Source organism: Streptomyces sp. GC420 (assembly GCF_009916105.1).
Lineage (GTDB): Bacteria > Actinomycetota > Actinomycetes > Streptomycetales > Streptomycetaceae > Streptomyces.
In genome coordinates this window covers 20,766-42,570 of record NZ_JAAAXQ010000008.1, presented here as the reverse complement: position 1 = coordinate 42,570, position 21,805 = coordinate 20,766, and the positions used below count along the sequence as shown (strand labels likewise).

Annotated in this window: 18 protein-coding genes and 6 pseudogenes; 13 read left to right on the top strand and 11 right to left on the bottom strand. The window is 71.8% G+C overall.

All coding sequences use genetic code 11. The annotated features are described in order from the left end of the window. Window positions 1-28 precede the first annotated feature (28 nt). Window positions 29-796, bottom strand: a complete 768-nt coding sequence (locus GUY61_RS02250) for an IclR family transcriptional regulator (RefSeq protein WP_166628320.1) — start codon at window positions 794-796, stop codon at window positions 29-31. A 165-nt stretch (window positions 797-961) separates the two neighbouring features. Between GUY61_RS02250 and GUY61_RS02245 the strand changes: the two genes are divergently transcribed. Together GUY61_RS02245 and GUY61_RS02240 are read left to right on the top strand one after the other, a co-directional pair. Next, window positions 962-1,387, top strand: a complete 426-nt coding sequence (locus GUY61_RS02245; RefSeq protein ID WP_166628319.1) for an ATP-binding protein — start codon at window positions 962-964, stop codon at window positions 1,385-1,387. A gap of 654 nt (window positions 1,388-2,041) precedes the next feature. After that, window positions 2,042-2,626 carry a GNAT family N-acetyltransferase gene (locus GUY61_RS02240; protein WP_313896468.1) on the top strand — a complete coding sequence of 195 codons (585 nt, stop codon included), beginning with the start codon at window positions 2,042-2,044 and terminating at the stop codon, window positions 2,624-2,626. A 138-nt stretch (window positions 2,627-2,764) separates the two neighbouring features. Here the strand turns inward: GUY61_RS02240 and dmpG are convergent, their stop codons facing one another. The 3 genes from dmpG to GUY61_RS02225 are packed head-to-tail and all read right to left on the bottom strand — an operon-like array spanning window position 2,765 to window position 5,621. Then, window positions 2,765-3,793, bottom strand: coding sequence for a 4-hydroxy-2-oxovalerate aldolase (gene dmpG / locus GUY61_RS02235; protein WP_166628318.1), 1,029 nt, complete (start codon window positions 3,791-3,793; stop codon window positions 2,765-2,767). After that, window positions 3,790-4,755, bottom strand: coding sequence for an acetaldehyde dehydrogenase (acetylating) (locus GUY61_RS02230; RefSeq protein WP_398953927.1), 966 nt, complete (start codon window positions 4,753-4,755; stop codon window positions 3,790-3,792). Before GUY61_RS02230 ends, dmpG begins: the two co-directional genes overlap by 4 nt. After that, entirely contained in the window at window positions 4,752-5,621 is an 870-nt protein-coding gene (locus tag GUY61_RS02225) for a 2-keto-4-pentenoate hydratase (RefSeq protein ID WP_166628317.1), read from the bottom strand. The genes GUY61_RS02230 and GUY61_RS02225 overlap by 4 nt, the downstream gene beginning before the upstream one ends. A 120-nt stretch (window positions 5,622-5,741) precedes the next feature. Here GUY61_RS02225 and GUY61_RS02220 point away from each other — a divergent pair, with 120 nt between their 5' ends. From GUY61_RS02220 to GUY61_RS41075, 7 genes and pseudogenes are all read left to right on the top strand, one after another. After that, window positions 5,742-6,467: an IclR family transcriptional regulator gene (locus GUY61_RS02220; protein WP_166628325.1), complete on the top strand. Its 726-nt coding sequence runs from the start codon at window positions 5,742-5,744 to the stop codon at window positions 6,465-6,467. A gap of 123 nt (window positions 6,468-6,590) precedes the next feature. Then, the gene (locus GUY61_RS02215; RefSeq protein WP_166628316.1) at window positions 6,591-7,835 is read left to right on the top strand and encodes a CPBP family intramembrane glutamic endopeptidase; all 1,245 of its coding nucleotides are present in this window, start codon (window positions 6,591-6,593) and stop codon (window positions 7,833-7,835) included. 131 nt (window positions 7,836-7,966) lie between these two features. After that, window positions 7,967-8,962, top strand: a complete 996-nt coding sequence (locus tag GUY61_RS02210; RefSeq protein ID WP_166628315.1) for an aldo/keto reductase — start codon at window positions 7,967-7,969, stop codon at window positions 8,960-8,962. A gap of 212 nt (window positions 8,963-9,174) precedes the next feature. After that, on the top strand, window positions 9,175-9,534 hold the full coding sequence (locus GUY61_RS02205) for a cupin domain-containing protein (protein WP_166628314.1): 360 nt from the start codon (window positions 9,175-9,177) through the stop codon (window positions 9,532-9,534). A 232-nt stretch (window positions 9,535-9,766) separates the two neighbouring features. Then, window positions 9,767-9,868 (top strand): annotated as a pseudogene (locus GUY61_RS39610) (TetR family transcriptional regulator); the annotation flags it as partial. A 268-nt stretch (window positions 9,869-10,136) separates the two neighbouring features. Next, entirely contained in the window at window positions 10,137-11,807 is a 1,671-nt protein-coding gene (locus tag GUY61_RS02195) for a cellulase family glycosylhydrolase (protein ID WP_166628313.1), read from the top strand. A gap of 478 nt (window positions 11,808-12,285) precedes the next feature. Next, window positions 12,286-12,444 (top strand): annotated as a pseudogene (locus tag GUY61_RS41075) (ABC transporter ATP-binding protein); the annotation flags it as partial. Window positions 12,445-12,555: 111 nt separating this feature from the next. Here the strand turns inward: GUY61_RS41075 and GUY61_RS02190 are convergent. Both GUY61_RS02190 and GUY61_RS02185 read right to left on the bottom strand, forming a co-directional pair. Then, window positions 12,556-13,428 carry a potassium channel family protein gene (locus GUY61_RS02190; RefSeq protein ID WP_166628312.1) on the bottom strand — a complete coding sequence of 291 codons (873 nt, stop codon included), beginning with the start codon at window positions 13,426-13,428 and terminating at the stop codon, window positions 12,556-12,558. Between the two features lie 194 nt (window positions 13,429-13,622). Continuing rightward, window positions 13,623-14,651: a DUF1775 domain-containing protein gene (locus GUY61_RS02185; protein WP_208105444.1), complete on the bottom strand. Its 1,029-nt coding sequence runs from the start codon at window positions 14,649-14,651 to the stop codon at window positions 13,623-13,625. A gap of 96 nt (window positions 14,652-14,747) precedes the next feature. Here GUY61_RS02185 and GUY61_RS39600 point away from each other — a divergent pair. Continuing rightward, window positions 14,748-15,431: pseudogene (locus tag GUY61_RS39600) on the top strand (IS5 family transposase); the annotation flags it as partial. Window positions 15,432-15,442: 11 nt separating this feature from the next. Here GUY61_RS39600 and GUY61_RS02180 read toward each other — a convergent pair. Beyond that, a complete protein-coding gene (locus GUY61_RS02180) occupies window positions 15,443-16,588 on the bottom strand; it encodes an NAD(P)/FAD-dependent oxidoreductase (RefSeq protein WP_166628311.1) in 1,146 nt (381 codons plus the stop codon). 236 nt (window positions 16,589-16,824) lie between these two features. On the opposite strand from GUY61_RS02180, the gene GUY61_RS02175 reads away from it, so the two are divergent. The 3 genes and pseudogenes from GUY61_RS02175 to GUY61_RS02165 form a co-directional block, all read left to right on the top strand. Then, on the top strand, window positions 16,825-17,418 hold the full coding sequence (locus GUY61_RS02175) for a TetR/AcrR family transcriptional regulator (RefSeq protein WP_166628310.1): 594 nt from the start codon (window positions 16,825-16,827) through the stop codon (window positions 17,416-17,418). Window positions 17,419-17,566: 148 nt separating this feature from the next. Beyond that, window positions 17,567-17,686, top strand: a pseudogene (locus GUY61_RS41770) (FAD-dependent monooxygenase); the annotation flags it as partial. 162 nt (window positions 17,687-17,848) lie between these two features. Beyond that, a pseudogene (locus GUY61_RS02165) lies at window positions 17,849-18,046 on the top strand (extradiol ring-cleavage dioxygenase); the annotation flags it as partial. Between the two features lie 30 nt (window positions 18,047-18,076). Here GUY61_RS02165 and GUY61_RS02160 read toward each other — a convergent pair. From GUY61_RS02160 to GUY61_RS02150, 4 genes and pseudogenes are all read right to left on the bottom strand, one after another. Then, window positions 18,077-18,847, bottom strand: coding sequence for an SDR family NAD(P)-dependent oxidoreductase (locus tag GUY61_RS02160; RefSeq protein ID WP_166628309.1), 771 nt, complete (start codon window positions 18,845-18,847; stop codon window positions 18,077-18,079). Window positions 18,848-18,943: 96 nt separating this feature from the next. Continuing rightward, window positions 18,944-19,462 (bottom strand): annotated as a pseudogene (locus tag GUY61_RS38985) (ATP-binding protein); the annotation flags it as partial. Next, complete coding sequence (locus GUY61_RS38980) at window positions 19,428-19,808, bottom strand: PAS domain-containing protein (protein ID WP_398953932.1); 381 nt, start codon at window positions 19,806-19,808, stop codon at window positions 19,428-19,430. The gene GUY61_RS38980 and the pseudogene GUY61_RS38985, both read right to left, overlap by 35 nt. Window positions 19,809-20,272: 464 nt before the next feature. Next, the gene (locus GUY61_RS02150; protein WP_166628308.1) at window positions 20,273-21,502 is read right to left on the bottom strand and encodes a PP2C family protein-serine/threonine phosphatase; all 1,230 of its coding nucleotides are present in this window, start codon (window positions 21,500-21,502) and stop codon (window positions 20,273-20,275) included. Between the last annotated feature and the right edge of the window lie 303 nt (window positions 21,503-21,805).

The window sequence follows — 21,805 nt, the reverse complement described above, 5'->3', positions numbered from 1 at the left end:
TCCGGTGTATCGCGGAGGGCGCGGCGGCCTACCAGCGAGCCGCACCGAGGTCTCTGGAGATCGCCCGGGCGGCATCTCGGAGCAGCGTGATCAGGTCAGGCCGTGGGTGCCCCTTGCTGTCACAGATCCGCTCCACCGGGCCGGACACTCCGACGGCGCCCACCACGAGGCCTCCCTGCCCCCGGATCGGCGCGGCGACTCCGGCGACGCCCATGTTCATCTCCTGCACCTCGGCGGCCCATCCGACGTCCCTGATGTCGGCGAGCGCCCGGTTGAGTTCCTCGGGGGCGACCAGGGTGTGCCGGGTGAACGACTCCAGCCCGGCTTCCAGCACCGGCTCGAGGGTGGTGGCCCCGTAGGCCAGCAGGATCTTCCCGAGTGAGGAGGCGTGCAGAGGCAGCAGGGTGCCCACGTCCAGGGTCTGGAGGGTGTCGTCCGGCCGGAAGACGTGGTGGACGACGAGCACCTTGCCTTCCAGCGGCGTGCCCAGGCGGACCGCCTCCCCACTGCGGGCTGCCAGGGCATCGGCCCAGTTGATGGAACGGGACCGCAGCTCGTTGACGTCGAGGTAGCTGGTGCCGAGATGGAGCAGGGCCGCTCCGAGCTGGTATTTTCCGGTCGCCGCGTCCTGTTCCACGAAATCCACGTGCTGCAGGGTGCGCAGGATGCCGTGGGCGGTGCCCTTCGCCAGACCGAGCGACGCCGCCACCTCGCCGAGTCCGAGTCGGCGGGGCCCGCCGGCGAGCAGGCGCAGGATCGCCGCCGCCCGTTCGATCGACTGGACTGGGCCGGCCATGAAGCGATCGTAGCCCCGCCCTCGCGGGCCCGCTCCGTACGGCTCTCCCGTGCGTGGTCCGTCGTTCGACAATGCCGACCGGCGTTCATTGACCCCGTTCGTCCCGGTCCATAACGTGCTCTGACGTCGGCATCGCGCCGGTGGCCTCTCACCGGAGGAGAACTCATGGCAGCACAGGTGAAGACCCCGCCTCAGGAGGCAGTCGAGCACGTCTGTCCGCTGCCGCACACCCCCGTGGCCGCCTCCACCGTACGCCGGCGTGTGCGCGCGGTCCTCGACGCCTGGAACCTGTCCCCGGAGGCCGCCGAGGAGGCGCTTCTCGTGGTCTCGGAGCTGTTCACCAACGCGATCGTCCACGCACTGCCTCCGGCGGTGCTGCGACTGTGCTGGAGAGGCGCCGACGGGCTCGGCACACTGCACGTCGAAGTCACGGACGGGGGAAGCTCGCTCCCGACCGGGCGGTCGGCCGCGTGGGCAGACCCTGACGAGCACGGCCGGGGCCTGGGCATCGTCCAGGCGCTGGCGGCCCGGCACGGCATACGTGTCCACTCCGGCGGGATCACCCGGTGGGCGGATCTCGTCGTGGCGTGATCGTGCCGGAGTGATGCGCCGCCCCGGGAGCGCGACGCCCGAGTGCCGGCCGCCCGGCCCGGCGGCGATCCGGCGCGAGCGCGGTAACGGCGATGCCATCGCTGATTCATCGGCAACGGAGCGGAGCCGCACAACACCGAAGAACCGCTTTGTCTGTACGGATGTTTCCGAATGCGAGCCATTTTCCACCAGCCGGACGCGGCAGTTGCCCGTGTGCACACAGTCATTCGGCCAGCGCAAATTCCCCATCCTACACAGGGCATCGCCCACGTCGCCAAAACGGCAGGCGGAATCCAGCACTATTGGGCGGCCGACCGACCGCAGGACAGGGCCGCGGGCAGCTCCCCCCTACGACCGCCACCCGCCCGCGACCACGCCGGTGAGAGCCCGTCCACGACACCGGCCGCCCCACGGGGCACCAGCATCGACCCTGACCTGAAATCGCTGCGGGGAAAAGGAGTTCGCACGGTCTTTCCGGAAGCACAGTAATGTTCCGAATTGCATCCGCAACCGCCCGGCGGGCAACCACCGGAAGGAAGGCGGTATGGAATTCAAATAGCTGAACCAGAGGGAACGCCGCCCGCGCGGTCCGAACCGCCGGAACCGCGGGCGGCGGCAGAACAGGCACCACGCTCATTCCGAGGAAGGAGACTCGTGCCGAATCCCGCATCCATCACCGGCTCCGTGCGCACCTCGGCCGCCCGCGTCCCCGAGGTGCGGCTGCCGAGCCGCACCATCACCCTGCGGACCGGCCACAACACGCTCACACGCCTGGCCACCGTCGGTGATCACGACGCGGTCAACGACCTGCACGCCCGGTGTTCGACGGCGTCCCGCTGCACCCGCTACCAGAGTCCGCGCCAGTGTCTCAGCCCGGCCGAGTGGCGCTATCTGACCCATATCCCCAACGGCCTGAGCTGGGTCACGCACGCCCAGGACAACCCGCACACCGTCATCGCCGTGGCGAATCTGATGCTCACCGGAAATCACCGGACGGCGGAACTGGGCCTGCTGGTCGAGGACCGCTGGCAGAGCAGGGGGCTGGGAACCGCACTGGCTCGCCACGCCGTCGAGGCAGTTCCGCTGCTGGGCTGCCGTGCGGTCACGGTGACGACCGGAGCCGACAACATCCGGATGCTGCGCATCCTGACCAGGCTCGGCACCACGCCGCCCTCCCCCACCGGCCCCGTCGTCGACGTCACCATCAGCCCCCGGGGCGCCGACAGGCCGTGCTCGTGACGCAGACGGGCACACACGAACGCGGACCGGCCGGCAGGCAGGCAGGCCGGCCGCGCATCACCGACGGAAACCGCTGCCGCCGCCGGTGCGGGTACTGGTGGCTGATGCGCCGACGGCGCCCCGGAGGTGTCCAGCCGGTCAGTCCTGAGGGGTGGCTCCGGTGGTGAGGTCGAGGGCGATGTCGGTGATCATGTCTTCCTGGCCGCCGACCATCTTTCTGCGGCCCGCTTCGACGAGGATGGAGCGGGTGTCGAGGCCGTAGCGGGCGGCGGCGGTCTCGGCGTGGCGCAGGAAGCTCGAGTAGACGCCGGCGTAGCCGAGGGTGAGGGTTTCGCGGTCGACCCGGACGTCGCGGTCCTGCAAGGGGCGGACGAGGTCGTCGGCGGCGTCCATGAGGGGGAAGAGGTCGCAGCCGTGTTCCCAGCCCATGAGGTCGGCGACGGCAACGAAGGCCTCGAGTGGGCAGTTGCCCGCTCCGGCGCCCTGGCCGGCGAGGGAGGCGTCGACGCGGGTGGCGCCGTTCTCGACTGCGACGACGGTGTTGGCGACGCCGAGGGCCAGGTTGTGGTGGGCGTGGATGCCGGTTTCGGTGGCCGGGTCGAGGATGTCGCGGTAGGCGCGGAAGCGTTCGCGTACGTCGTCCATGGTGAGGCGGCCGCCGGAGTCGGTGACGTAGACGCAGTTGGCGCCGTATGACTCCATCAGTTTGGCCTGGCGGGCGAGTTCGGCGGGCTCGGCCATGTGGGACATCATCAGGAACCCGGCGACGTCCATGCCCAGTTCGCGGGCGGCGGTGATGTGCTGGGCGGAGATGTCGGCCTCGGTGCAGTGGGTGGCGATCCGGACCGAGCGGATGCCTAGGGAGTGGGCCTGCTTGAGGTCGTGCAGGGTTCCGATACCGGGCAGCAGCAGCGTGGTGGGTACCGCGTTGCGGGCGGCGTCGGCGACGGCTTCGATCCATTCCCAGTCGGTGTGAGCCCCGACCCCGTAGGTGATGCTGGAGCCGGACAGGCCGTCGCCGTGGGCGATCTCGATGGCGCCGGCTCCGGCGGCGTCGAGGGCGGCGGCGATGGCGCGGGCCTGCTCGACGGAGTAGCGGTGGCGGACGGCGTGCATCCCGTCCCGCAGGGTCACGTCCTGAACATAGAGAGCGGGTGCGGGCGTCATGCGGTCACCGTCTTCGAGGTCTGGTGTGCGGCCATGTGTTCCGCGGTGCGCAGGGCGGCGGAGGTCATGATGTCGAGGTTGCCGGCGTAGGCGGGCAGGTAGTGGGCGGCGCCCTCGACCTCGAGGAAGACCGACACTTTGGTGGCGGGGCCGGAGGTGGTGGGGGGCAGCAGTGTGCGCAGGGGGTCGTCGTCGGCGACCCGGTCGAACTGGACCTTCTGCTTGAGCCGGTAGCCGGGCACGTAGGCCTGGACCCGGGCGGCCATCTCCTCCACCGAGGCGGTGACCGCGGCGTCGTCGCAGTCGCCGACCAGGCAGTAGACGGTGTCGCGCATGATCAGCGGCGGTTCGGCGGGGTTGAGGACGATGATGGCCTTGCCGCGGGTGGCGCCGCCGACCTTCTCGATGGCCGAGGAGGTCGTCTCGGTGAACTCGTCGATGTTGGCGCGGGTGCCGGGCCCGGCGGAGCGCGAGGAGATGGAGGCCACGATCTCCCCGTAGTGGACGGGCGTCACGGCGGCGACCGCGGCGACGATCGGGATGGTGGCCTGGCCGCCGCAGGTGACCATGTTGACGTTGGTGGCGTCCAGGTGTTCGTCCAGATTGACGGACGGCACGACGTACGGGCCGACCGCGGCCGGGGTGAGGTCCACCACCGTGCGGCCGAGGGCGCGCAGTACCTGGTCGTTGTAGCGGTGGGCACCGGCCGAGGTGGCGTCGAAGACGATCCCGATCTCGGCGAACTCGTCCATCTTCACCAGGCCGTCGACGCCCTCGTGGGTGGTGGCGACCTTCAGCCGGCGGGCACGCGCCAGACCGTCGGAGTCCGCGTCGATGCCCACCATGGCACCCATCTGAAGGACCTCGGAGGTACGCAGCACCTTGATCATCAGATCGGTGCCGATGTTCCCCGACCCGATGACCGCGACCTTCGTCCGGCCTCGGGCGGTAATGCTGCTCACTGGTTTTCTCCTTCTTCTTGCGGGGCTTCTGGGGTGTCCGGGGCTTCCGGGGCTTCCGGGGCGAATGCGACGCGTACCGAGCCGAGGCCTGAGATACGGGCCTCGAAGGCGTCGCCGGGACCGGCGACGGCCATGGGACCGAGAGCGCCCGTGAGGACGATGTCGCCGGCCCGCAGTGGATCGCCCGCGGCGGCGAGCGTCGACGCGAGCCAGACGGCCGCGTTGAGCGGGCCGCCGAGGCAGTCCGCGCCGGTGCCCGAGGAGACCTTCTCCCCGTCGCGGGTCATCGTCATCCGCACGGTGCGCAGGTCCACGGCGGTCAGCGGCACCGGGCAGCCGCCCAGGACGAACAGGCCCGAGGAGGCGTTGTCGGCGACCGTGTCGACGATGGTGATGTCCCAGCCGGCGATGCGGCTGTCCACGATCTCCAGCGCGGGCAGCGCGAAGTCCACGGCGCGCAGCACATCGGCCACCGTGCACTGCGCGTGCGGCAGGTCCGCGCCCAGGACGAGGGCGACCTCGGCCTCCACCTTCGGCTGGAGCAGCCGCCCGGCGGGCACGGCGCCGCCGTCGGGGACCGCCATGTCGGACAGCAGGGCGCCGAAGTCCGGCTGATCGACGCCGAGTTGCCGCTGCACCGCCGGAGAGGTCAGGCCGATCTTGCGGCCTACCACCCGGTGGCCGCCCGCCGTGAGCGCACGCTCGAGGTTGAGACGCTGCACGGCATACGCGTCCGCGATGCCGCCTTGGGCGAGCAGGGACCGCACCGGCGGGCAGGGCACCCCGCTGCGGGACGCGGCGGCCAGGGCATCGGCGGCCTCGACCACCGCCGCGGGCGGGATCGGGGCGCTGGGGGGTGTCGTCATGCGACCACTCCAAGAAGGGTGCGGGGTGCGGGGTTCGAGGTGCGACGAGGTCCGGTATAGACGCGGGGGTGAAGATGCGGCAATTCTTGTTCCGTGACACGGAACGCCGACCAGGGCAACATGCTGGACAAAGCCGCCGCCATCCTCGATTGCTTCCGCCCCGACGGCGGCGCATACCGTCTGGCGGAACTCGCGGAGCGCACCGGCTTCAGCAAGACCACCACGCACCGGCTGTCCGCGGACCTGGTCCGCCTGGGCTTCCTGGAGCGTGAAGGCGTCGGCTACCGGCTCGGCGGCAGACTCTTCGAGCTCGGCACCCTGGTGCCCCGCCGCCACGGGCTGCGCGAGACGGCGCTCCCCTTCGTGCAGGACCTGTACGAGGCCACCCACGAGACCGTGCACCTCGGCGTCCTGGAGGACCACGACGTGGTCTACCTGGAGCGCGTCCACGGCCACGACCCGCTGCCGCTGCCCTCCCGGGTGGGCGGCAGACTCCCGTTGCACTGCACCGGCGTGGGCAAGGCGCTGCTGGCCTTCTCCGGCCCCGAACTCACCGAACTCGTACTGGCCGAGCCGCTGACGGGCCTCACGCCGTACTCGATCACCAATCCGGACCGGCTGCGCACCGCCGTCGAGCAGGTCCAGGCCTCCGGCCTGGCATACGAGGAGCAGGAGGCCACGCTGGGTGTGTGCTGCATCGCCGCTCCCGTGTTCGACGGCGGCGGCACGGCCGTCGCCGCGCTCTCCGTCGCCGTCCCACGGGCGAGGTTCCGCCCCGCGCAGCTCGCCCCGGCCGTGCGCACCGCCGCACTCGGCCTCTCCCGGACCCTGCGGCAGCACGGCTGACGAGCCGCCGGCGGGCCCGGCCGGCCTGGCGGGGTGTTCCGCGCGGCCGGGCAGGACGGTCGCTGCCGTCGATCATGCTGGAGGCTGATGCCCCGGACGGCGGCGGTTGTCATGCTGCTGCGCATGACGATCCACGCTTTCGGCCCGCCGTACGGGGCGGGCCGCGTCCCGCCCCACCCGGACCCCGTGCTGGCCTGCCCGCTTCCGTACCACCGGATGGCACTGACGACCGGTCGGCACCAGTCGTGGCGGCCCATCGCGGGGACCGGTGTGGTGCTCTTCGGCGCGGTCTTCCTGATGGTGGTGCTCATGGCCGCCTCCGAGATCGCGGCGGCGGTCCTGGACCGCCCGGCCGACGCCGACGGCATTCATACCTGGGGCGGCATCGGTGATACGGCTCTGGCGCTGCTGTCCGTCGCCGTGGTCATGCCGGTCGTCTTCCTGGCGGCACGCTGGGTGCAGCGCCGTCCCGCCGGGACGGTGTCGTCGGTCGCCGGACGGCTGAGGTGGCGCTGGCTTGGGATGTGCCTCGCACTGGCCCTTCCCCTGGCCGCCGGCTCGATCGGCGTCTTCGCCCTGCTGCCCGCGTCGGGAGGCGGGGACACCGGAACCGAGGAGGTGAACTGGGTCGGCCTGCCCTCGTTCCTGCTCGGTCTCGCGATGGTCTGCGTCCTCGTGCCCTTCCAGGCGGCGGCCGAGGAGTACGCCTTCCGGGGCTGGCTGGTCCAGGCGGTCGGCGCCTGGTTCCGGTCTCCCTGGATCGCCGTCCTGCCGCAGTCGCTGCTCTTCGCCGCGGCCCACGGATGGGGCACGCCGTGGGGGTTCGCCGACCTGACCGTGTTCGGTCTGGTGATGGGCCTGCTGACGATACGTACCGGCGGACTCGAGGCCGCGATCGCCCTGCATCTGCTCAACAACCTTCTCGCGATGGGCATCGCGGCGGGGATCGCGGGCGCGCTCGAGTCCGACGAGACGGCCGCCGACATGGACTGGGTGGCGGCGGCCGTCGACATCCCGGTGATCCTGCTCTACGCGGCGGTCGTGCTGTGGATGGCGCGCCGCCGCCGCGTCGCAGCGGTGAGCGAGGCCGGCCTACCACCGTATGGGTACGGCGTGTTCCCGGCCGGGCACCTGGCGGGCGGGGCACCTGCGGGTCCGCCGGGTGGTGTCCCGCCCTTCCCCACCGCGGCCTGGGGAGCGGCCTCCGGACCGCGGCCGGGTCCTCACGGCCCGGCCGGCCGGCTCCCGGCCCCCGGTGGTCAGGACCCGGCCGCCGAGCACTCACCGCCCGGTACGCCTCCGCCCGCCCAGGGCCCTCCCGGTGGCCGGACTCCCTCCGGCAACGGCGAAACACCGAACGCCACTTGATCGGCCCGGACCCGGATTCGCCGCCGGGGTGCGGTTGTCGAGGACGGCCCCGCGCGGCGACGGTGACGGTGACAGCTCGCCGCACCCGGCGCTTGCCTTCGAGTGCTCTTGAAGTCCTAACGTCCCGTCACATGGACGCCATGCAGCGCAGGACGCTGGGTAACAGTGGAATCACCGCCGGGGCACTCGGATTCGGATGCTGGGCGATCGGCGGAGAGTGGCAGGACGCGGACGGCAGGCCCCTCGGCTGGGGCAAGGTCGACGACGACGAGTCCGTCGCCGCGATCCATCGGGCGCTCGACCTCGGCATCACGTTCTTCGACACGGCTGACGCGTACGGCGCCGGTCACAGCGAACGTGTGCTGGGGCGCGCGCTGCGGGGGCGGCGGGACGACGTGGTGATCGCGACCAAGTGGGGCAATGTGTGCGACGAGCGGACCCGGACCCTCCTGGGATCCGACGGCACTCCCGCGTACGCCCGCCGGGCGCTCACCGCCTCCCTGCGCCGGCTCGGCACCGACCACGTCGACATGTACCAGCTCCACCTGTCGGACGCGCCGTTGGAACGGGCCCTGGAACTGCGGGAGACGTGCGAGGAACTGGTGCGGGAGGGGCTGATCCGGGGATACGCGTGGAGCACGGACGATCCGGAACGCGCCGCGTTCTTCGCCGAAGGGGCGCACTGCGTCGCCGTGCAGCACGCCGCCAACGTCCTCGAGGACGCGCCGGAGATGTTCGCGCTCTGCGCGGAGCGGAACCTCGCGAGCATCAACCGCAGCCCGCTCGCGATGGGGCTGCTCGCCGGACGACGGGATCGGCCGGGCACACGGGGCGAGGCCGGAGACATCCGCGCCGTGCCGCCGCAGTGGCTGCGGTGGTTCGGCCCGGGCGGGGTGCCCGCCCCCGAGTGGGCAGCGCGGGTCGAGGCCGTACGGGACATCCTCACCAGTGACGGTCGGACCCTCGCGCAGGGCGCGCTCGCCTGGCTGTGGGCGCGCAGTCCGCTTGCCGTGCCGATCCCGGGATTCCGTTCGGTCGCCCAGGCCGAGGAGAACGCCGGGGCCCTCGCGTACGGGCCCTTGGGCGACGAGCGGATGCAGGAGATCGCGGCCCTGCTGGCGGTGTGAATCCGGACGGGAGCCATGCCGTCGCGTGGGCCGGTTCCGTGCCTCCGGAACCGGCGGATCCCGGGCACCCGGACTCCTCCCGGGCCGAGGGGGCACTGCCTGCGGTGGGGTGCCCATCACCGTGCGCGATCGGCTCTCTGTCCCATGAGGCCGGGGATGGCGCGACACAGTGGCCATGGGTACTCGCGGGGAGTCCGGATAACGTCGCGGCCATGACTGAGTTCACCAGCTTCGCCGTGCACGTCCCCGAAGTCCGTCTGGAACCCGATCCGCTCGATCCTTCGCAGATCGTCAGCGGGAACCCCGAAGTGTCCGGAAAGGTGCTGTGGGAGTCCGAGGACGGTACGCAGGTGCGGGGCATCTGGCAGATCACGCCGGGCGTGGTCACCGACACGGAGGCGAACGAACTGTTCGTGGTCGTCAGCGGCCGGGCGACCATTGCCGTGGACGGGGGCGATACGTTCGGTGTGGGCCCCGGCGATGCCTGCGTGCTCCGCGAGGGCGACCGGACCACCTGGACCGTCCACGAAACACTGCGCAAGGCCTACCACATCACCCTGCCCGCAGGCTGAGGACGGCCGCCCGCAAGGGAGACCGCATCCGCGGTGCCCTCGGGGTGGCCGGCGCCCGGTGCGGCAGCGGCCGCGCGTTCGTGCTTCCCCGCGGCGGCGCCCCAGTGGGCGCGGGCGCCTTGCCGTCAGCCTCGAGTCCCGGGCACGGTGCCCGCCGGCGCGGAAGCCACCGAGTCGCCGGAAGCGCGGGGCGCGGCGGGAGTGCGGCGGGCTCGCTCGCCGGGAACCGGCTCTCCTGCGCATGGTCGCCGGGATCGGCGCGACCGGCTTCCTCGACGACGCCCAGCGCGACCGCGTCCCGGCCATCGCCCTCGACGGCGCCCGCACCGCACGCGGACGGGCTCCCGCCCCGGCACCCCACATCAGCACGTGTGCCGCTCCGCGCACCTCGCGTCCGTCCCGGCTGCCGGAGGCCTGGGCGGCGGCGTCCGGTGCGGCGGGGTGGCCGGACACTGACTGCCACAGGACGTGGGCGCGGCGAGGACGCCACCGACCGCCTGCGCGCGGCCTCTTGACGCGCTGTCGGCCCGGTGGGTTCATGGGAGCGCTCCCAAGTTACTTCTGATGCCCGAGTTTCTTGACGCTCACTCCCTGGAGTCGCAGTGAGGACAACAAGAAGCACGACGCCGAAGAACCCCGTCACCGCCCTGGTGGCCAGACTGGCCGCCCTGATCGGGCTCGTTCTTCTCGGGGCCCTGGGCCCGACCACCGCCCAGGCCCAGCCGGCCGGCGCCCTCGCCACCGGCCTGCACGTCAGCGACGGCCGTCTGCTCGAGGGCAACGGCAATGACTTCATCATGCGCGGCGTCAACCACGCCCACACCTGGTATCCGGGCGAGACGCAGTCACTGGCCGACGTCAAGGCGCTGGGCGCCAACACCGTCCGCGTCGTACTCTCCGACGGCCACCGCTGGACCGAGAACAGCCCCGAGGACGTGGCCCGCGTCATCGGCCAGTGCAAGGCCAACCGGCTCATCTGCGTACTGGAGGTGCACGACACCACCGGCTACGGCGAGGAAGCCGCGGCGGGCACCCTGGACCATGCGGCCGACTACTGGATCGGCCTGCGTGACGTACTCGCCGGCGAAGAGAACTACGTCGTCATCAACATCGGCAACGAGCCCTGGGGCAACACCGACCCCGCGGGCTGGACCCAGCCCACGATCGCCGCCGTCCAGAAGCTGCGCGACGCCGGGTTCGAGCACACGATCATGGTGGACGCGCCCAACTGGGGCCAGGACTGGCAAGGAGTCATGCGCGCCAACGCCCAGTCCGTCCACGCCGCCGACCCCACCGGCAACCTGGTCTTCTCGATCCACATGTACAGCGTCTACGACACCGCCCAGGAGATCACCGACTACCTGAACGCCTTCGTCGACGCCGGGCTGCCCATCCTCATCGGCGAGTTCGGCGGCCCTGCCGACCAGTGGGGCGACCCGGACGAGGACACCATGATGGCCACCGCGGAACAGCTCGGGCTCGGCTACCTCGCCTGGTCCTGGAGCGGCAACACCGACCCGGTCCTCGACCTGGCGATCGACTTCGACCCCGGCCGGCTCAGCTCCTGGGGCCGGCGCATCTTCAACGGGCCCGACGGCATCGCCCAGACCTCCCGGGAAGCCACCGTCTACCGCGGCGGCGACCCGGACGACACCCAGGCCCCGACCGCCCCCGGCACCCCGGCCGCATCCGCCGTGACGGCCACCTCCGTCACCCTCACGTGGACCGCCTCCACCGACGACGTCGGCGTCACCGGCTACGACGTCGTCCGCGTCGACGGCGGCACCGAGACCACGGTCGCCGCGTCCACCACCGATTCCGCCACCCTGACCGGCCTCACGCCCGACACGGCCTACGCCTTCGCCGTCTACGCTCGCGACGCGGCCGGAAACCGCTCGACCCGGTCGGCCACGGTGAGCGTCACCACCGACGACGGCGGGAGCACCCCCGCAGTGAGCTGCTCCGTCGGCTACCGCGTCGTCAACGAGTGGCCGGGAGGCTTCCAGGGCGACATCTCCGTACGCAACACCGGCACCACGGCCATCAGCGGCTGGACGCTGGCCTTCACCTTCGCCGACGGCCAGACCGTCTCCAACATGTGGGGAGGAACCCCCACCCAGGACGGCGCCGCTGTGAGCGTCACCCCCGCCTCCTACACCTCCACGCTCCCCGCCGGCGGCTCGGTGACCGTCGGTTTCACCGCGGGCAGGGACGGCACCAACACGGCCCCCACCTCATTCACCCTGAACGGCACGGCCTGCGCCACCGTCTGACCGGTCGTCCCACCGACCGGCGGGAGCCTGACACCCGCCGGCCGGTACACCTCCGCGCGGGGGCCGCGGCGCTTCCCCGTCCGGTGCCCTGCCGCCGGCCGGGCCGTCTCCGCGGCCCCCCGCCGCCATGCGCCGACGGCGGCCCCTGGACCACCGGGCCGCCCGGGTGAGGTCTTTCCCCGGGCGGCCCGGCATCTGCCGCGGTCCGCCGGGCGGGGTGTGCCGCGCCTGCCCTCAGCGTCGCCGGCGGCGCCCCTCGATGTCCGTGACACCACTCTCCCGGCCGTCCGGTCGTGCTGACGACCCACCGACGGACGCTCCCGCGCGGACAGGGCGCGCTCGAACGGCTCGGGTCGGAATCGGGCGGCCGCCAGTCGATCCCGCCGGTCGATCCGGCCTCCGGCGGCCTCGCAGCGGGCTCGGGGCCGGGCGCGGCGTCGCTGGTCATCCCTCATGGCGACGACCCTGAAAAGCCGCAGTGGAGCTGCCGCTCATGCAGAAGAAACTGCCCAGGGAGCGCCGCCGCGAACTCGTCGGCCGCGCACTGGAGGCGGTCGGCCTCGCCGATGCCCACGACGCCTACCCGTGGCAGCTCTCCGGCGGCATGCAGCAGGGGGTGGCGATAGCCCGCGCAGTGGTCCCGTCGGTCAAGGCCGCGCGAGGACGCCAGAGGTCCTCGGCCATCTCGCCACCTCACAGCCACCTCACGAAAGTGACGGTCTGTCAGGCAATCGGGGCGTCGGGGGTGTCATCGGTCCTGTCTGCCGCCGTGGTCGCTCGCGTACGCCGAGAACGTGGGCCAGTCCGGGTCGCGGGTGCCGAGGAAGCGGGCGTCGAGGATGTCGGCGAGGTCACCGAGGGCGGTGGCGAGAACGGTCGCGCACAACCGGACGTCCGCGCGTTCGGCCCGGGAACACAGGTCGGCCAGCCGCCGCGCGTAGTCGACGTTGAGGGCCAGGGAGGTGCGCTCGTCTCCGTCGTGGAAGTAGTAGCACTCCGCGTGCTGTATGAAGTCGACGGAGGTTCGGGCGATGTCGTTCGCCAGGCTCTCCAGGAGGGCCGCTCCGGTGGCGGAGTCGAGGTCGTGTGCCGTGGGGTCCGCGCGCCTCAGGTGAGAGAGTCGCAGGGCCAGCGCGCGGCGCCGGGCCAGGGCCGGATAGATGCCCAGGACCCAGGAGACGGTCGCCGTCAGCAGCGCGAAGCCCACCAGCGCCTCCATGGGGGCCAGGATCCTCAGCCAGCCCGAGGCCGGGGCGATGTCACCGAATCCCAGCGTCGCCATGGTGACCATGGACATGTAGACGGCGTCCAGGATGCCGGTGTGCTCGTCGGGTTCCAGCGCCGCCGTGAAGGAGAAGGAGTCCGGCATGTGCGGCCAGTAGATCAGGGCCCAGCCGACGGCCATGGTGAAGGTCCACAGGGCGACGACGGAGACCATGCCGAGCGGACCGGCCAGTCCGGTCACGCGTCGGCGGCTGAACCTCGCCGACAGCCGCCACACCACGGTCATCACCCATTTGCTCAGACCACCGTGGCGGGTGGGGTGCCACAACGTGTGGAAGAGGTCCCGCAGGATCACCATCACCAGACCGGCGCCGGCCAGTGTGATCAGCCAGTTCATGGGGCCTTCCTACCAGCCGCCGGCGCCCGTCCGCGCAGGTGGTCCCGGTATTCCGCGTCATCCGGTACGACCGCCCCCGCCTCGTGCACCGGACGGAGGGCGCACCGGGCCGGGGGCCTGGTTGCCGTGACGGCGCCGCCCGGGGACGGAAGGCCCGGACGGCACCGTCCGTACATGGGGGAAGGTCCAGGAAGTCAGGCGGAACCGGCTCCCCGGCGTCGCCTGAGCCACCACACCGCGCCGCCGAGGACGACGATGACGACGGCCCCGATGCCGATGGGGATGGCCGGGGACATGCCGTCGTCCTCGCCCTTGCTCACGACCGCGTCCGACGGCGGCGGCGTGGGTGTGGGTGTGGGTTCGCCCGCCTCACCGGGGGCCGTGCCGGCCGGCGCGGCCGTGGTGGCTTCTCCGGTGGGGGCGGGGCTCTCGGGCTTCGCGCCGGGCTCGGCGGCCCTCAGCCGCAGCACCGGGGCGGAACTGCCGTGCCCTCCGCCGCTGGACTCCCCCAGTTCGATCCAGCGGTCGACGCGGCCGTCGCTGTAGGTCTGCAGGGTCTTGAAGGGCAGTTCCTCGGCGTCCGGCAGTTGCCGGACGGTCACCGCGTACGCGGCGTCGCCGCCCGCGGCGATCTCGGGTCCGGAGACGGTGTAGCCACGCTTGGTCGGGGCGAGCTTCCAGCCCTCGGGGCCCTCGTCGTAGGTGATGTCACCAGGGACGAGACCCTCGGGCAGGATCACCTCCAGTTTCGTGATGCCCGCCGAGGCGGACTCCGACTCCGCCGTGAAACGCAGCGTGACGTCCTTGGCGAGTGCGCGGGCGTCCTCCGCCTCGACCTCCACGTGGGCGGACGCGGGTCCTGCGGCGGCGACGGCGACGGCCAGGACGGCGGCCGTGACGGTGCCGAAACGGCGCACGGCACGCGCCCGGGTGGTACGGAACACAGCAATCTCCCTGAGAGTGGGGGCGACGACGGAGCGCGGGACGCGCGGTGTGCGCACGGCGGGAATCGCGAGGAGGAATCCCACCGGGGTGGGCGCGCCCAGGGACGGCCGGGGAGCCGGATGACCGGAAACCGGGTGCTGCCCCGTCACGGCGAGCGCGGCGGAGACCGCCGTGAACACGCCCGCCCGCGCCGTGGCGACCCGTACCCCTGCGGCCGGCCCCGCGTCGTTGCAGTGAACGGCACGGTGCGCTGCGCGGGGGTGGCTGGTGCATGTCATGGCGGCCACCATCATGCTGCACCCGGGCCCGGCGCGGGCCTACGACCGGGTGAATCCGGCCGACGGAACGGCCTGCTGACGACCTGTACGCACCGGGTGGCCCCGGGCCGCTGTCTCCTGCCGGTTCGACGCCGCGGTGCGGGGTGGTGCCCTTCAGGTACTGTGCGGGATCCTGTTCGTGCTGTACACCGGCGTCCCGTGGCGGCACCTGCCGCAGGAACTCGGCTTGGCACGAGCTGCTGCTCGGCGAGCTGCGGGCGGCCGGGATGCTGGACCTCTCCAGGGCCGCCATCGGCTCTTCGCACGTGCGCGCGATGAAGGGCGGGCCAGCCACCGGGCGCTCCCCGGTGGACCGGGGCAGGGCCGGCAGCAAACACCACGTGATTGTCGAGGCGCACGACATCCCTCTGGGGGGGTGACCCTGACCCGTGGAAACCGCAACGACATCACCCAGCTGATCCCGCTGATGCAGGTCGTTCCGCCGATCCGCGGCAGGAGCGGCCGACCCCTGCGCCGCCCCGCCGGGTATACGCCGACCGCGGCTATGACCACGACGTCTACCGCGACAAGGTCCGCCGGCTCGAGATCGCCCCGGTCATCGCCCGACGCGGCGCCGAACACGGCTCCGGCCTCGGAGTCCACCGCTGGGTCGTAGAAGGCGCCGTCGCGCTGCTGCACTGGTTCCGGCGCCTGCGCATCCGCTGGGAGATCCGCGACGACATCCACCAAGCCTTCGTCACCCTCGGCTGCGCCATCATCTGCTGGCGACGGCTGAAGACCTCAGTCACTCCTCAGTGCTGGGCGTCGGTGTTGCTGCCGAAGTCGGGTACGTCGGCGGACAGCAGGTGTTCGGCGCCGCCTTCGAGGGACTTGGCCGTCTCGGTGGAGCGGGGGAGCATGGTCTTCTCGTAGGTGCGGATCGCGTCGGCGACGGTGGCGGCGTTCGCGAGAGCGAGGGCGATTTCGCTGGCGTCGAGCATGGCGAGGTTGACGCCGACGCCGAGCGGGGGCATGAGGTGGGCGGCATCTCCGAGCAGGGTCACCGTCGGGTTGTGTTCCCAGGTATGCGGGACCGGGAGGGCGAAGATCGGGCGGTCGACGTAGGGGCCGTCGTTTTCGGTGATCATCCGGCGCATGCGGGGCGACCAGTGGGCGTACTCGCCCAGGAGCAGGGCGCGGATGCCGTCGGTGTCCTCGACTGTCAGGCCGCTCGTGCTGATCCAGTCGGCCGGGACTCGTTGGATGATGTAGACGCGGATGTGGTTTCCGCTGCTGCGCTGGGCAAACAGGCCGCGCTCGCCGTCGGCTGCATGGGCGCTGCCCTGGCCGACCAGCTCGGCCATGCTCGGGTGCCGGTTCTCGACGTCTGAGAACCATGCTTCCAGGAAGCTCACCCCGGTGTACTCGGGGACGGCTGGGGACACGGCCGGGCGTACCCGGGAGGAGGCGCCGTCGGCGCCGATGACCAGATCGGTCTGGACGGTCGTGCCGTCGGTGAAGTGCAATCGCCGCGGCCCGTCGTCGGGTCCACTGATCGTGTCGAGGGCGCGGCCCCAGTGCACGGTTCCCGGTTGCAGGGAGTCGAGCAACAGGTTACGCAGCTGGCCACGGTCGATTTCCGGCTTGAAGAGTTCGTGGGCCGCCGGGACTTCATGGGACGTGATCGTGCCGGTCGGGTCCATCTGGCGCATTTCCTGCCCTTCGGGGCGGGCGAGCTTGAAGAACTCGTCGAGCAGACCGGCTTCACGCAGGGCGATCTGGCCGTTGTCGGCGTGCAGGTCGAGGGTGCCGCCCTGGTTGCGCGCGGCGGGGCCCCGGTCGCGGTCGTAGACGGTGACCGCTATGCCGCGCTGCTGAAGGATGCGGGCGCAGGTCAGTCCGCCGGGGCCGGCGCCGATGATGCTGATGCGTGCCCGGGCGGGTTCTGGGGAGTTCATGGTTGTCCCATTCAGTCGGCGAAGAGGGGCGAGCAGGCCGGGCGTTGTCGACCTCGGCACCGGATGTGCCACGCAGAGGGCCTCTCAGGTGAACAGGTCGGCGCGGGGCGGACGATGGCCAGGCTGACGAGGATGTGCCGCTCACGAGTGCTCGCAGTACTTATAAAATCAGAGCGAGTAGAAAAGTGCAACGACTCTACTTAGCGACTGATTCGACCATCGAGTACGCTGTAGCCATGACCGTGCCCTCTGCCAGCCGCCGCGACCGCAAGAAGGCGGCCACCCGGCAGGCGATCGCCGACGCCGCACTGCGACTCTTCCTGGAGCGCGGCTACGCTCAGGTGAGCATCCGTGACATCGCCGACGCCGCCGACGTGTCGACCGCTACGGTGTTCAAGCACTTCAGCGGCAAGGAAGCGCTGGTGTTCGACCAGGACGAAGACCGAGAGTCACAATTGATCGCCGCGGTGCGGCAGCGACCCTCCGATCAGAGCATCCTCGATGCCCTTCGACAGCACGTCCTGGACACCTGGCCATCGATCGAGGCACATCCTCAGGCCGCCGAGTTCACCAACCTGGTGAACTCCACGCCGGTGCTGCGTGCCTACGCCGAACGCATGTGGACCCGGTACACCGACAGCCTCAGCGCAGTCGTCGCCGACGAGTTCGGCGTGGACCACGACAACCCCGCATGTGTGGCTCTTGCCCGATTCGTACTCGAGATCCCGGTGCTCGCTCGCGGTCGGCAGGACCGCCGGGCCGCCGTCGAGGCAATCTTCGACATCCTCGCCCACGGCTGGAAGCCGCCAAGCAAGCCGCCCGCGCAGTAGCGCCTTGGCCGTTTCCTGGGCCCGTCCTCGACCAGCCCCGGCTTGCCCCACTACGCGTTTCGGTCGCACTCACCCCTGCCTGACAACGAGAACCGACATCCCGTCATTCCTCTGCGGCAAGCACCTCACCCAGTCCTAAGACGGCCTGGTGAGTGAGAACAGTGCCTTCGACGTGGCGGTGATCGGTTACGGGCCCACCGGGGTCACCGCGGCGAATCGACTGGGCGGGCCGGGCCTGCGCGTGCTCGTCGTGGAACGGGACGCGGAGCACGCGCGCACCGCGACGTCCCAGCCCTCGTGGGACCACCTGGGCGTTCCCTCGCTGACCGTCGTACCGGCCGGCTCACGGCCCTCCGTCGGGGCCGTGGTCGACACCGACGGCGTCCTGCTGGCCTGGATGAACCGTCACCGTGCCGCCACCCTCGCCAGCGAAGTCGGCTGGAACCCCGTCGTCGACGAGACGACCTGGCAGCCCACCACCCACCGGGGCATCAGCATCTGGGGACACACCCCCGTGGGCCGGACGGTCATCGACAGGCTCGAGCAGTTCCGCAACGGCGCCCGCTCCCTCATGCGCGCCGAGGACACCGTTCCCGCGCTCAGCGGGCCGGGCATCCCCGACGACTGACCGGTTCCGGCGGTCAGCCGCAGGCCGGGGTCACGGACGCGGCCAGGTCTCCGGGAGACCGTGTCCGCCGTCGGCCACGAGCACGGCACCGGTGACGAACGAGGCCGACTCGTGCGCCAGGAACAGCACGCAGGAAGCGATCTCGTCCGGGGTGCCGCTGCGGCCGATCGGGCCCGCCGCGGCGGCGGCCGCCTCGAACTCCAGCTGGGAGCCGGTCGCCACATAACCAGGAGCCACGACGTTCACCGTGACACCGTCCCCGACGGTCTCGAGAGCGAGTGCCCGGGACAGTCCCAGCAGTCCCGCCTTCGCGGCGGTGTAGGTGGCCTGCCCCGGCATGGCGTTGACCGTGCCGGTGGTGGAACCGACCGAGACGATGCGGCCGTATCCGGCCTCTCTCATCGTCGGCACGACGGCCCGGCACATCAGGAAGGCGGTGGTCAGGTTGCGGGCCAGGGCCGCGTCCCAGTCGGCGAGGGACAGGTTGGCCACGTCGTCGTCGGCGTCCCAGCCCGAGGCCACGGACGTCATGCCGGCATTGTTGACCAGTACGTCGATCCGGCCCCAGCGTTCCAGTGCCGCGTGTGCCAGGGTGTCCGCGGCCCCGTCGACTGTCAGGTCGGCGACCACGCCGACGGCGGCATCACCCAGTTCGGCCGCCCGCTGATGCACCCGCTCGGAGGTCGCGCCGAGCACGACCCGGGCGCCCTCGGCGACGAGTGCCGCGGCCACGGCGGCGCCGATGCCGTCCGGGGCACCGGCACCCGTGACAATGGCCACCCGGCCCTGGAAGCGCGTCATGGCGGACAACATACAGCCGGGCCTGACGGCAGGTGTCCGGGGCACCGGCGCGTCCGCCGTACGGGATCGCCCGGCGTCGCCCGGGGGTCCGGTCGCTCAGGCGGGCCGGCCGGTGTCGGGAGCGGCCGGTGGCCGCGGGGGCGCGGAGCCGTCGGAGGACGGCAGGGTCTGCTCGGTCCAGATGGCCTTCCCCGACCTCGTGTAACGACTGCCCCAGCGCTCGGAGAGCGCGCCGACCAGTTGGAGCCCGCGGCCCCCCTCGCCGGTTTCCGTGGCCCGCCGGACACGGGGCATCGTCAGGCTCGCGTCGGAGACCTCGCACACGAGGGTGTGGGTACGCAGCAGGCGCAGTCCCGTCGGCCCCTTCGCATGGCGCACGACGTTGCCGACCAGTTCGCTGGCCAGCAGTTCGGTGCTCATGGAGAGATCGTCGAGGTTCCACCGTGCCAGCTGCTCGCGTACGTGCCTGCGTGCCTCGCCGGCCGCCCGGGGGCCGTCGGGCAGCTGCCAGGCCGCCATGTTCTCCGCGGGCAGGGCGTGCACCCTGGCCACCAGCAGCGCGGCGTCGTCCCTGGCGGGCTCACCCCCGGGCAGCAGCTCGTCGACGAGGTGGTCCGCCGCGCTCGGCCGAGGTCCGGATGGCGGCCACCTCCTCGTCGTGGAGGCGGCGCGCTTCGGTGGCCTCGAATGCGTACAGGACGAATCCGTCGGGCACGGGGACCAGGCGCACGTAGTGGCTGACGCCGGAGTCCGGGACGGTGACGTCGAAACCACTGGCGCGGCCCCGCGCGGCCGCTGCGCGGCACCGTTCTTGCAGGTCCGGGAGCCGCTGGACGGCCGGCACCTCCCACAGGCACCGGCCCGGCAGCCGCTCGCCCGGGCTGCCGAGCAGCCGCTCGGCCCGGAGGTCGGCGAACGTGACACGCCAGTCGCCGTCGACGAGGACGAGGACGTCGCTCATGTGCCGCAGCGTGCGGGTCTGTCCCGCGTGGGCGGAGAGCCGGGCCGACGCGTCGGCCGTCGGCGGTCCGGGAGCGGTCCCGGGGCGGACGGGGGCGGGCGTGCCCCGCAATCGCTCCTCGGCCCAGTCGGCCACCGCGTGCAGAAAGGCCATCGCTCCTCCGTGTGCCCTTGCGGACGCCCGGTCGGCGGGGTCGTCGGTTACCGCGCCGATGAGACTCTGCGCCCCGGGCGAGGGCACTCCACCGCCACCGTGCGAGCCGGGGTCCGGAGGGGTGCCGCTGCGCTCCCTTCCCGCAGTCCTGCGGCGGACGGACAGTGCGGTCGGCCCCTGTGCGGTGTCGAGCGGCTCGGAGCGACCGACCACCCGTCCGATATAGGACTCAAGGCATGAACAGAGGCATTCGCCCGTCTCCTCGGAGGCTCCTCCCGCGCGCCGGCAGCGCCCGGTTCCACGGCACGGCCTCAGAGACGGACGACGATCAGGGCGGTGTCGTCGGTGGCACCGCCGACCGGAAGCATCTCCAGCAGGAGGGCGTCGGCGAGGGCTTCGGGATCGGCCTCGCCGCAGTGGCCGAGGGCGCGCGCGAGGCGGGCGAGGCCGACGTCGATGTCCTCGCGGCGGCGTTCGACCAGCCCGTCGGTGTACAGGACCAGGGTGGCACCCTCCGTGAAGGAGACTTCGGCCTGGGGCATGGAAACGTGCTCCGGGCGGGCCCCGAGCGGCGGGTCGGTGGCCCGGTCCAGGAACTCCACCGCACCGTCGGGATGCAGCAGTGCGGGCGGCGGATGGCCTGCGCTGCTGTAGGCGATGGTGTGGTTGTCCCAGTCGATGCACGTCTCTACGGCGGTGGCGTTCTCGGCGCCGTCGACGGAGCGGGCGTACATACCGAGTACATCCAGGGCCTGGGCCGGGCCCTCGGCAACCCGGGAGGCGGCACTGAGTGCGCTGCGCAGCTGTCCCATGACGCCGGCGGCAGCCAGGCCGTGGCCGACGACGTCACCGACGGCGACGCCGATGCGGTCACCGCCGGGCAGGTCGACCATGTCGTACCAGTCGCCGCACACGTTGAGGGCACCGACGGCGGGCTGGTAGCGCACCGCGGCCGGGTGGTGCCCGGTGTGCCGGAGGGCCGGGAGCATCGCCTTCTGCAGGGCCAGAGCCACCTCGCGTTCGCGGGCGTGCGCCTCGCGCAGCCGCTCATTGACCTCTTGCAGTTCGCGGGCACGGGTGTAGAGCTCGGCCTCCAGCACCCGGGACCGGTCGCCCAGGGGGCGGCCACGGGCGCGGATCAGCTCGGTGACCTCCTCCACCCGGTGCACCAGCAGGGCCACCTGCCCGTCGGGGCCGAACACCGGGGCATTGACCGGGCTCCAGTACCGCTCCTCCCACTGGCCGGGCCGTTCCATGGACTCCACGTCGTACCTCTGCAGCGCCATGGCATCGCGCTCGCCGTTCTGCAGCACTCGCTTGAGCGAGGCCTCCAGGTTCCGCATACCGCTGGCGGAAGAATCGTTCGGGTTGTCGGGGAACACGTCGAACAGGTACCTGCCGACCACCTGCTCCCGGGTGCGGCCCGACACGCGCAGGAACTCCTCGTTCGCGTCCGCGTACACGAGCTCGGGGGTCAGCAGCGCCACCATGCCGGGCAGCGCCTGGAACACCTCCGCGTAGTCGATCACCGCATCCGTCATGCTCCGCCTGCCTCAGCGTCCGCCGCAGTCGTGTGCTCCCTACCATAGGAGCCTGCCCCGGCCGGCGCCGGATCTCGTGCCCCCGGGAACGGGTGCGACCTCCGCACCGGGGACCACGTCCTCCGCTGCGGGCCGTGGACGCCGGCAGTCATGCGCCCACGGCGCGGTCACCCTCGGAGCACAGCAGCACTCGACCGGTACCCACGGTCCTTGTCACTGGCGGGTGCGATGATCACCGTCACCGGCGCGAGGGTGCCGGTCTGGCAATCCAAGGGGGCTCGGATGGACTCGCGACAGGGGACT

What these genes read in the sequence shown, in the direction of transcription:
- GUY61_RS02250 (WP_166628320.1), bottom strand. Translation starts at nt 796, where the DNA reads ATGGCCGGCCCAGTCCAGTCGATCGAACGGGCGGCGGCGATCCTGCGC.
- GUY61_RS02245 (WP_166628319.1), top strand. Translation starts at nt 962, where the DNA reads ATGGCAGCACAGGTGAAGACCCCGCCTCAGGAGGCAGTCGAGCACGTC.
- dmpG (WP_166628318.1), bottom strand. Translation starts at nt 3,793, where the DNA reads ATGACGCCCGCACCCGCTCTCTATGTTCAGGACGTGACCCTGCGGGAC.
- GUY61_RS02225 (WP_166628317.1), bottom strand. Translation starts at nt 5,621, where the DNA reads ATGACGACACCCCCCAGCGCCCCGATCCCGCCCGCGGCGGTGGTCGAG.
- GUY61_RS02220 (WP_166628325.1), top strand. Translation starts at nt 5,742, where the DNA reads ATGCTGGACAAAGCCGCCGCCATCCTCGATTGCTTCCGCCCCGACGGC.
- GUY61_RS02215 (WP_166628316.1), top strand. Translation starts at nt 6,591, where the DNA reads ATGACGATCCACGCTTTCGGCCCGCCGTACGGGGCGGGCCGCGTCCCG.
- GUY61_RS02210 (WP_166628315.1), top strand. Translation starts at nt 7,967, where the DNA reads ATGGACGCCATGCAGCGCAGGACGCTGGGTAACAGTGGAATCACCGCC.
- GUY61_RS02205 (WP_166628314.1), top strand. Translation starts at nt 9,175, where the DNA reads ATGACTGAGTTCACCAGCTTCGCCGTGCACGTCCCCGAAGTCCGTCTG.
- GUY61_RS02190 (WP_166628312.1), bottom strand. Translation starts at nt 13,428, where the DNA reads ATGAACTGGCTGATCACACTGGCCGGCGCCGGTCTGGTGATGGTGATC.
- GUY61_RS02185 (WP_208105444.1), bottom strand. Translation starts at nt 14,651, where the DNA reads ATGACATGCACCAGCCACCCCCGCGCAGCGCACCGTGCCGTTCACTGC.
- GUY61_RS02180 (WP_166628311.1), bottom strand. Translation starts at nt 16,588, where the DNA reads ATGAACTCCCCAGAACCCGCCCGGGCACGCATCAGCATCATCGGCGCC.
- GUY61_RS02175 (WP_166628310.1), top strand. Translation starts at nt 16,825, where the DNA reads ATGACCGTGCCCTCTGCCAGCCGCCGCGACCGCAAGAAGGCGGCCACC.
- GUY61_RS02160 (WP_166628309.1), bottom strand. Translation starts at nt 18,847, where the DNA reads ATGACGCGCTTCCAGGGCCGGGTGGCCATTGTCACGGGTGCCGGTGCC.
- GUY61_RS38980 (WP_398953932.1), bottom strand. Translation starts at nt 19,808, where the DNA reads ATGAGCGACGTCCTCGTCCTCGTCGACGGCGACTGGCGTGTCACGTTC.
- GUY61_RS02150 (WP_166628308.1), bottom strand. Translation starts at nt 21,502, where the DNA reads ATGACGGATGCGGTGATCGACTACGCGGAGGTGTTCCAGGCGCTGCCC.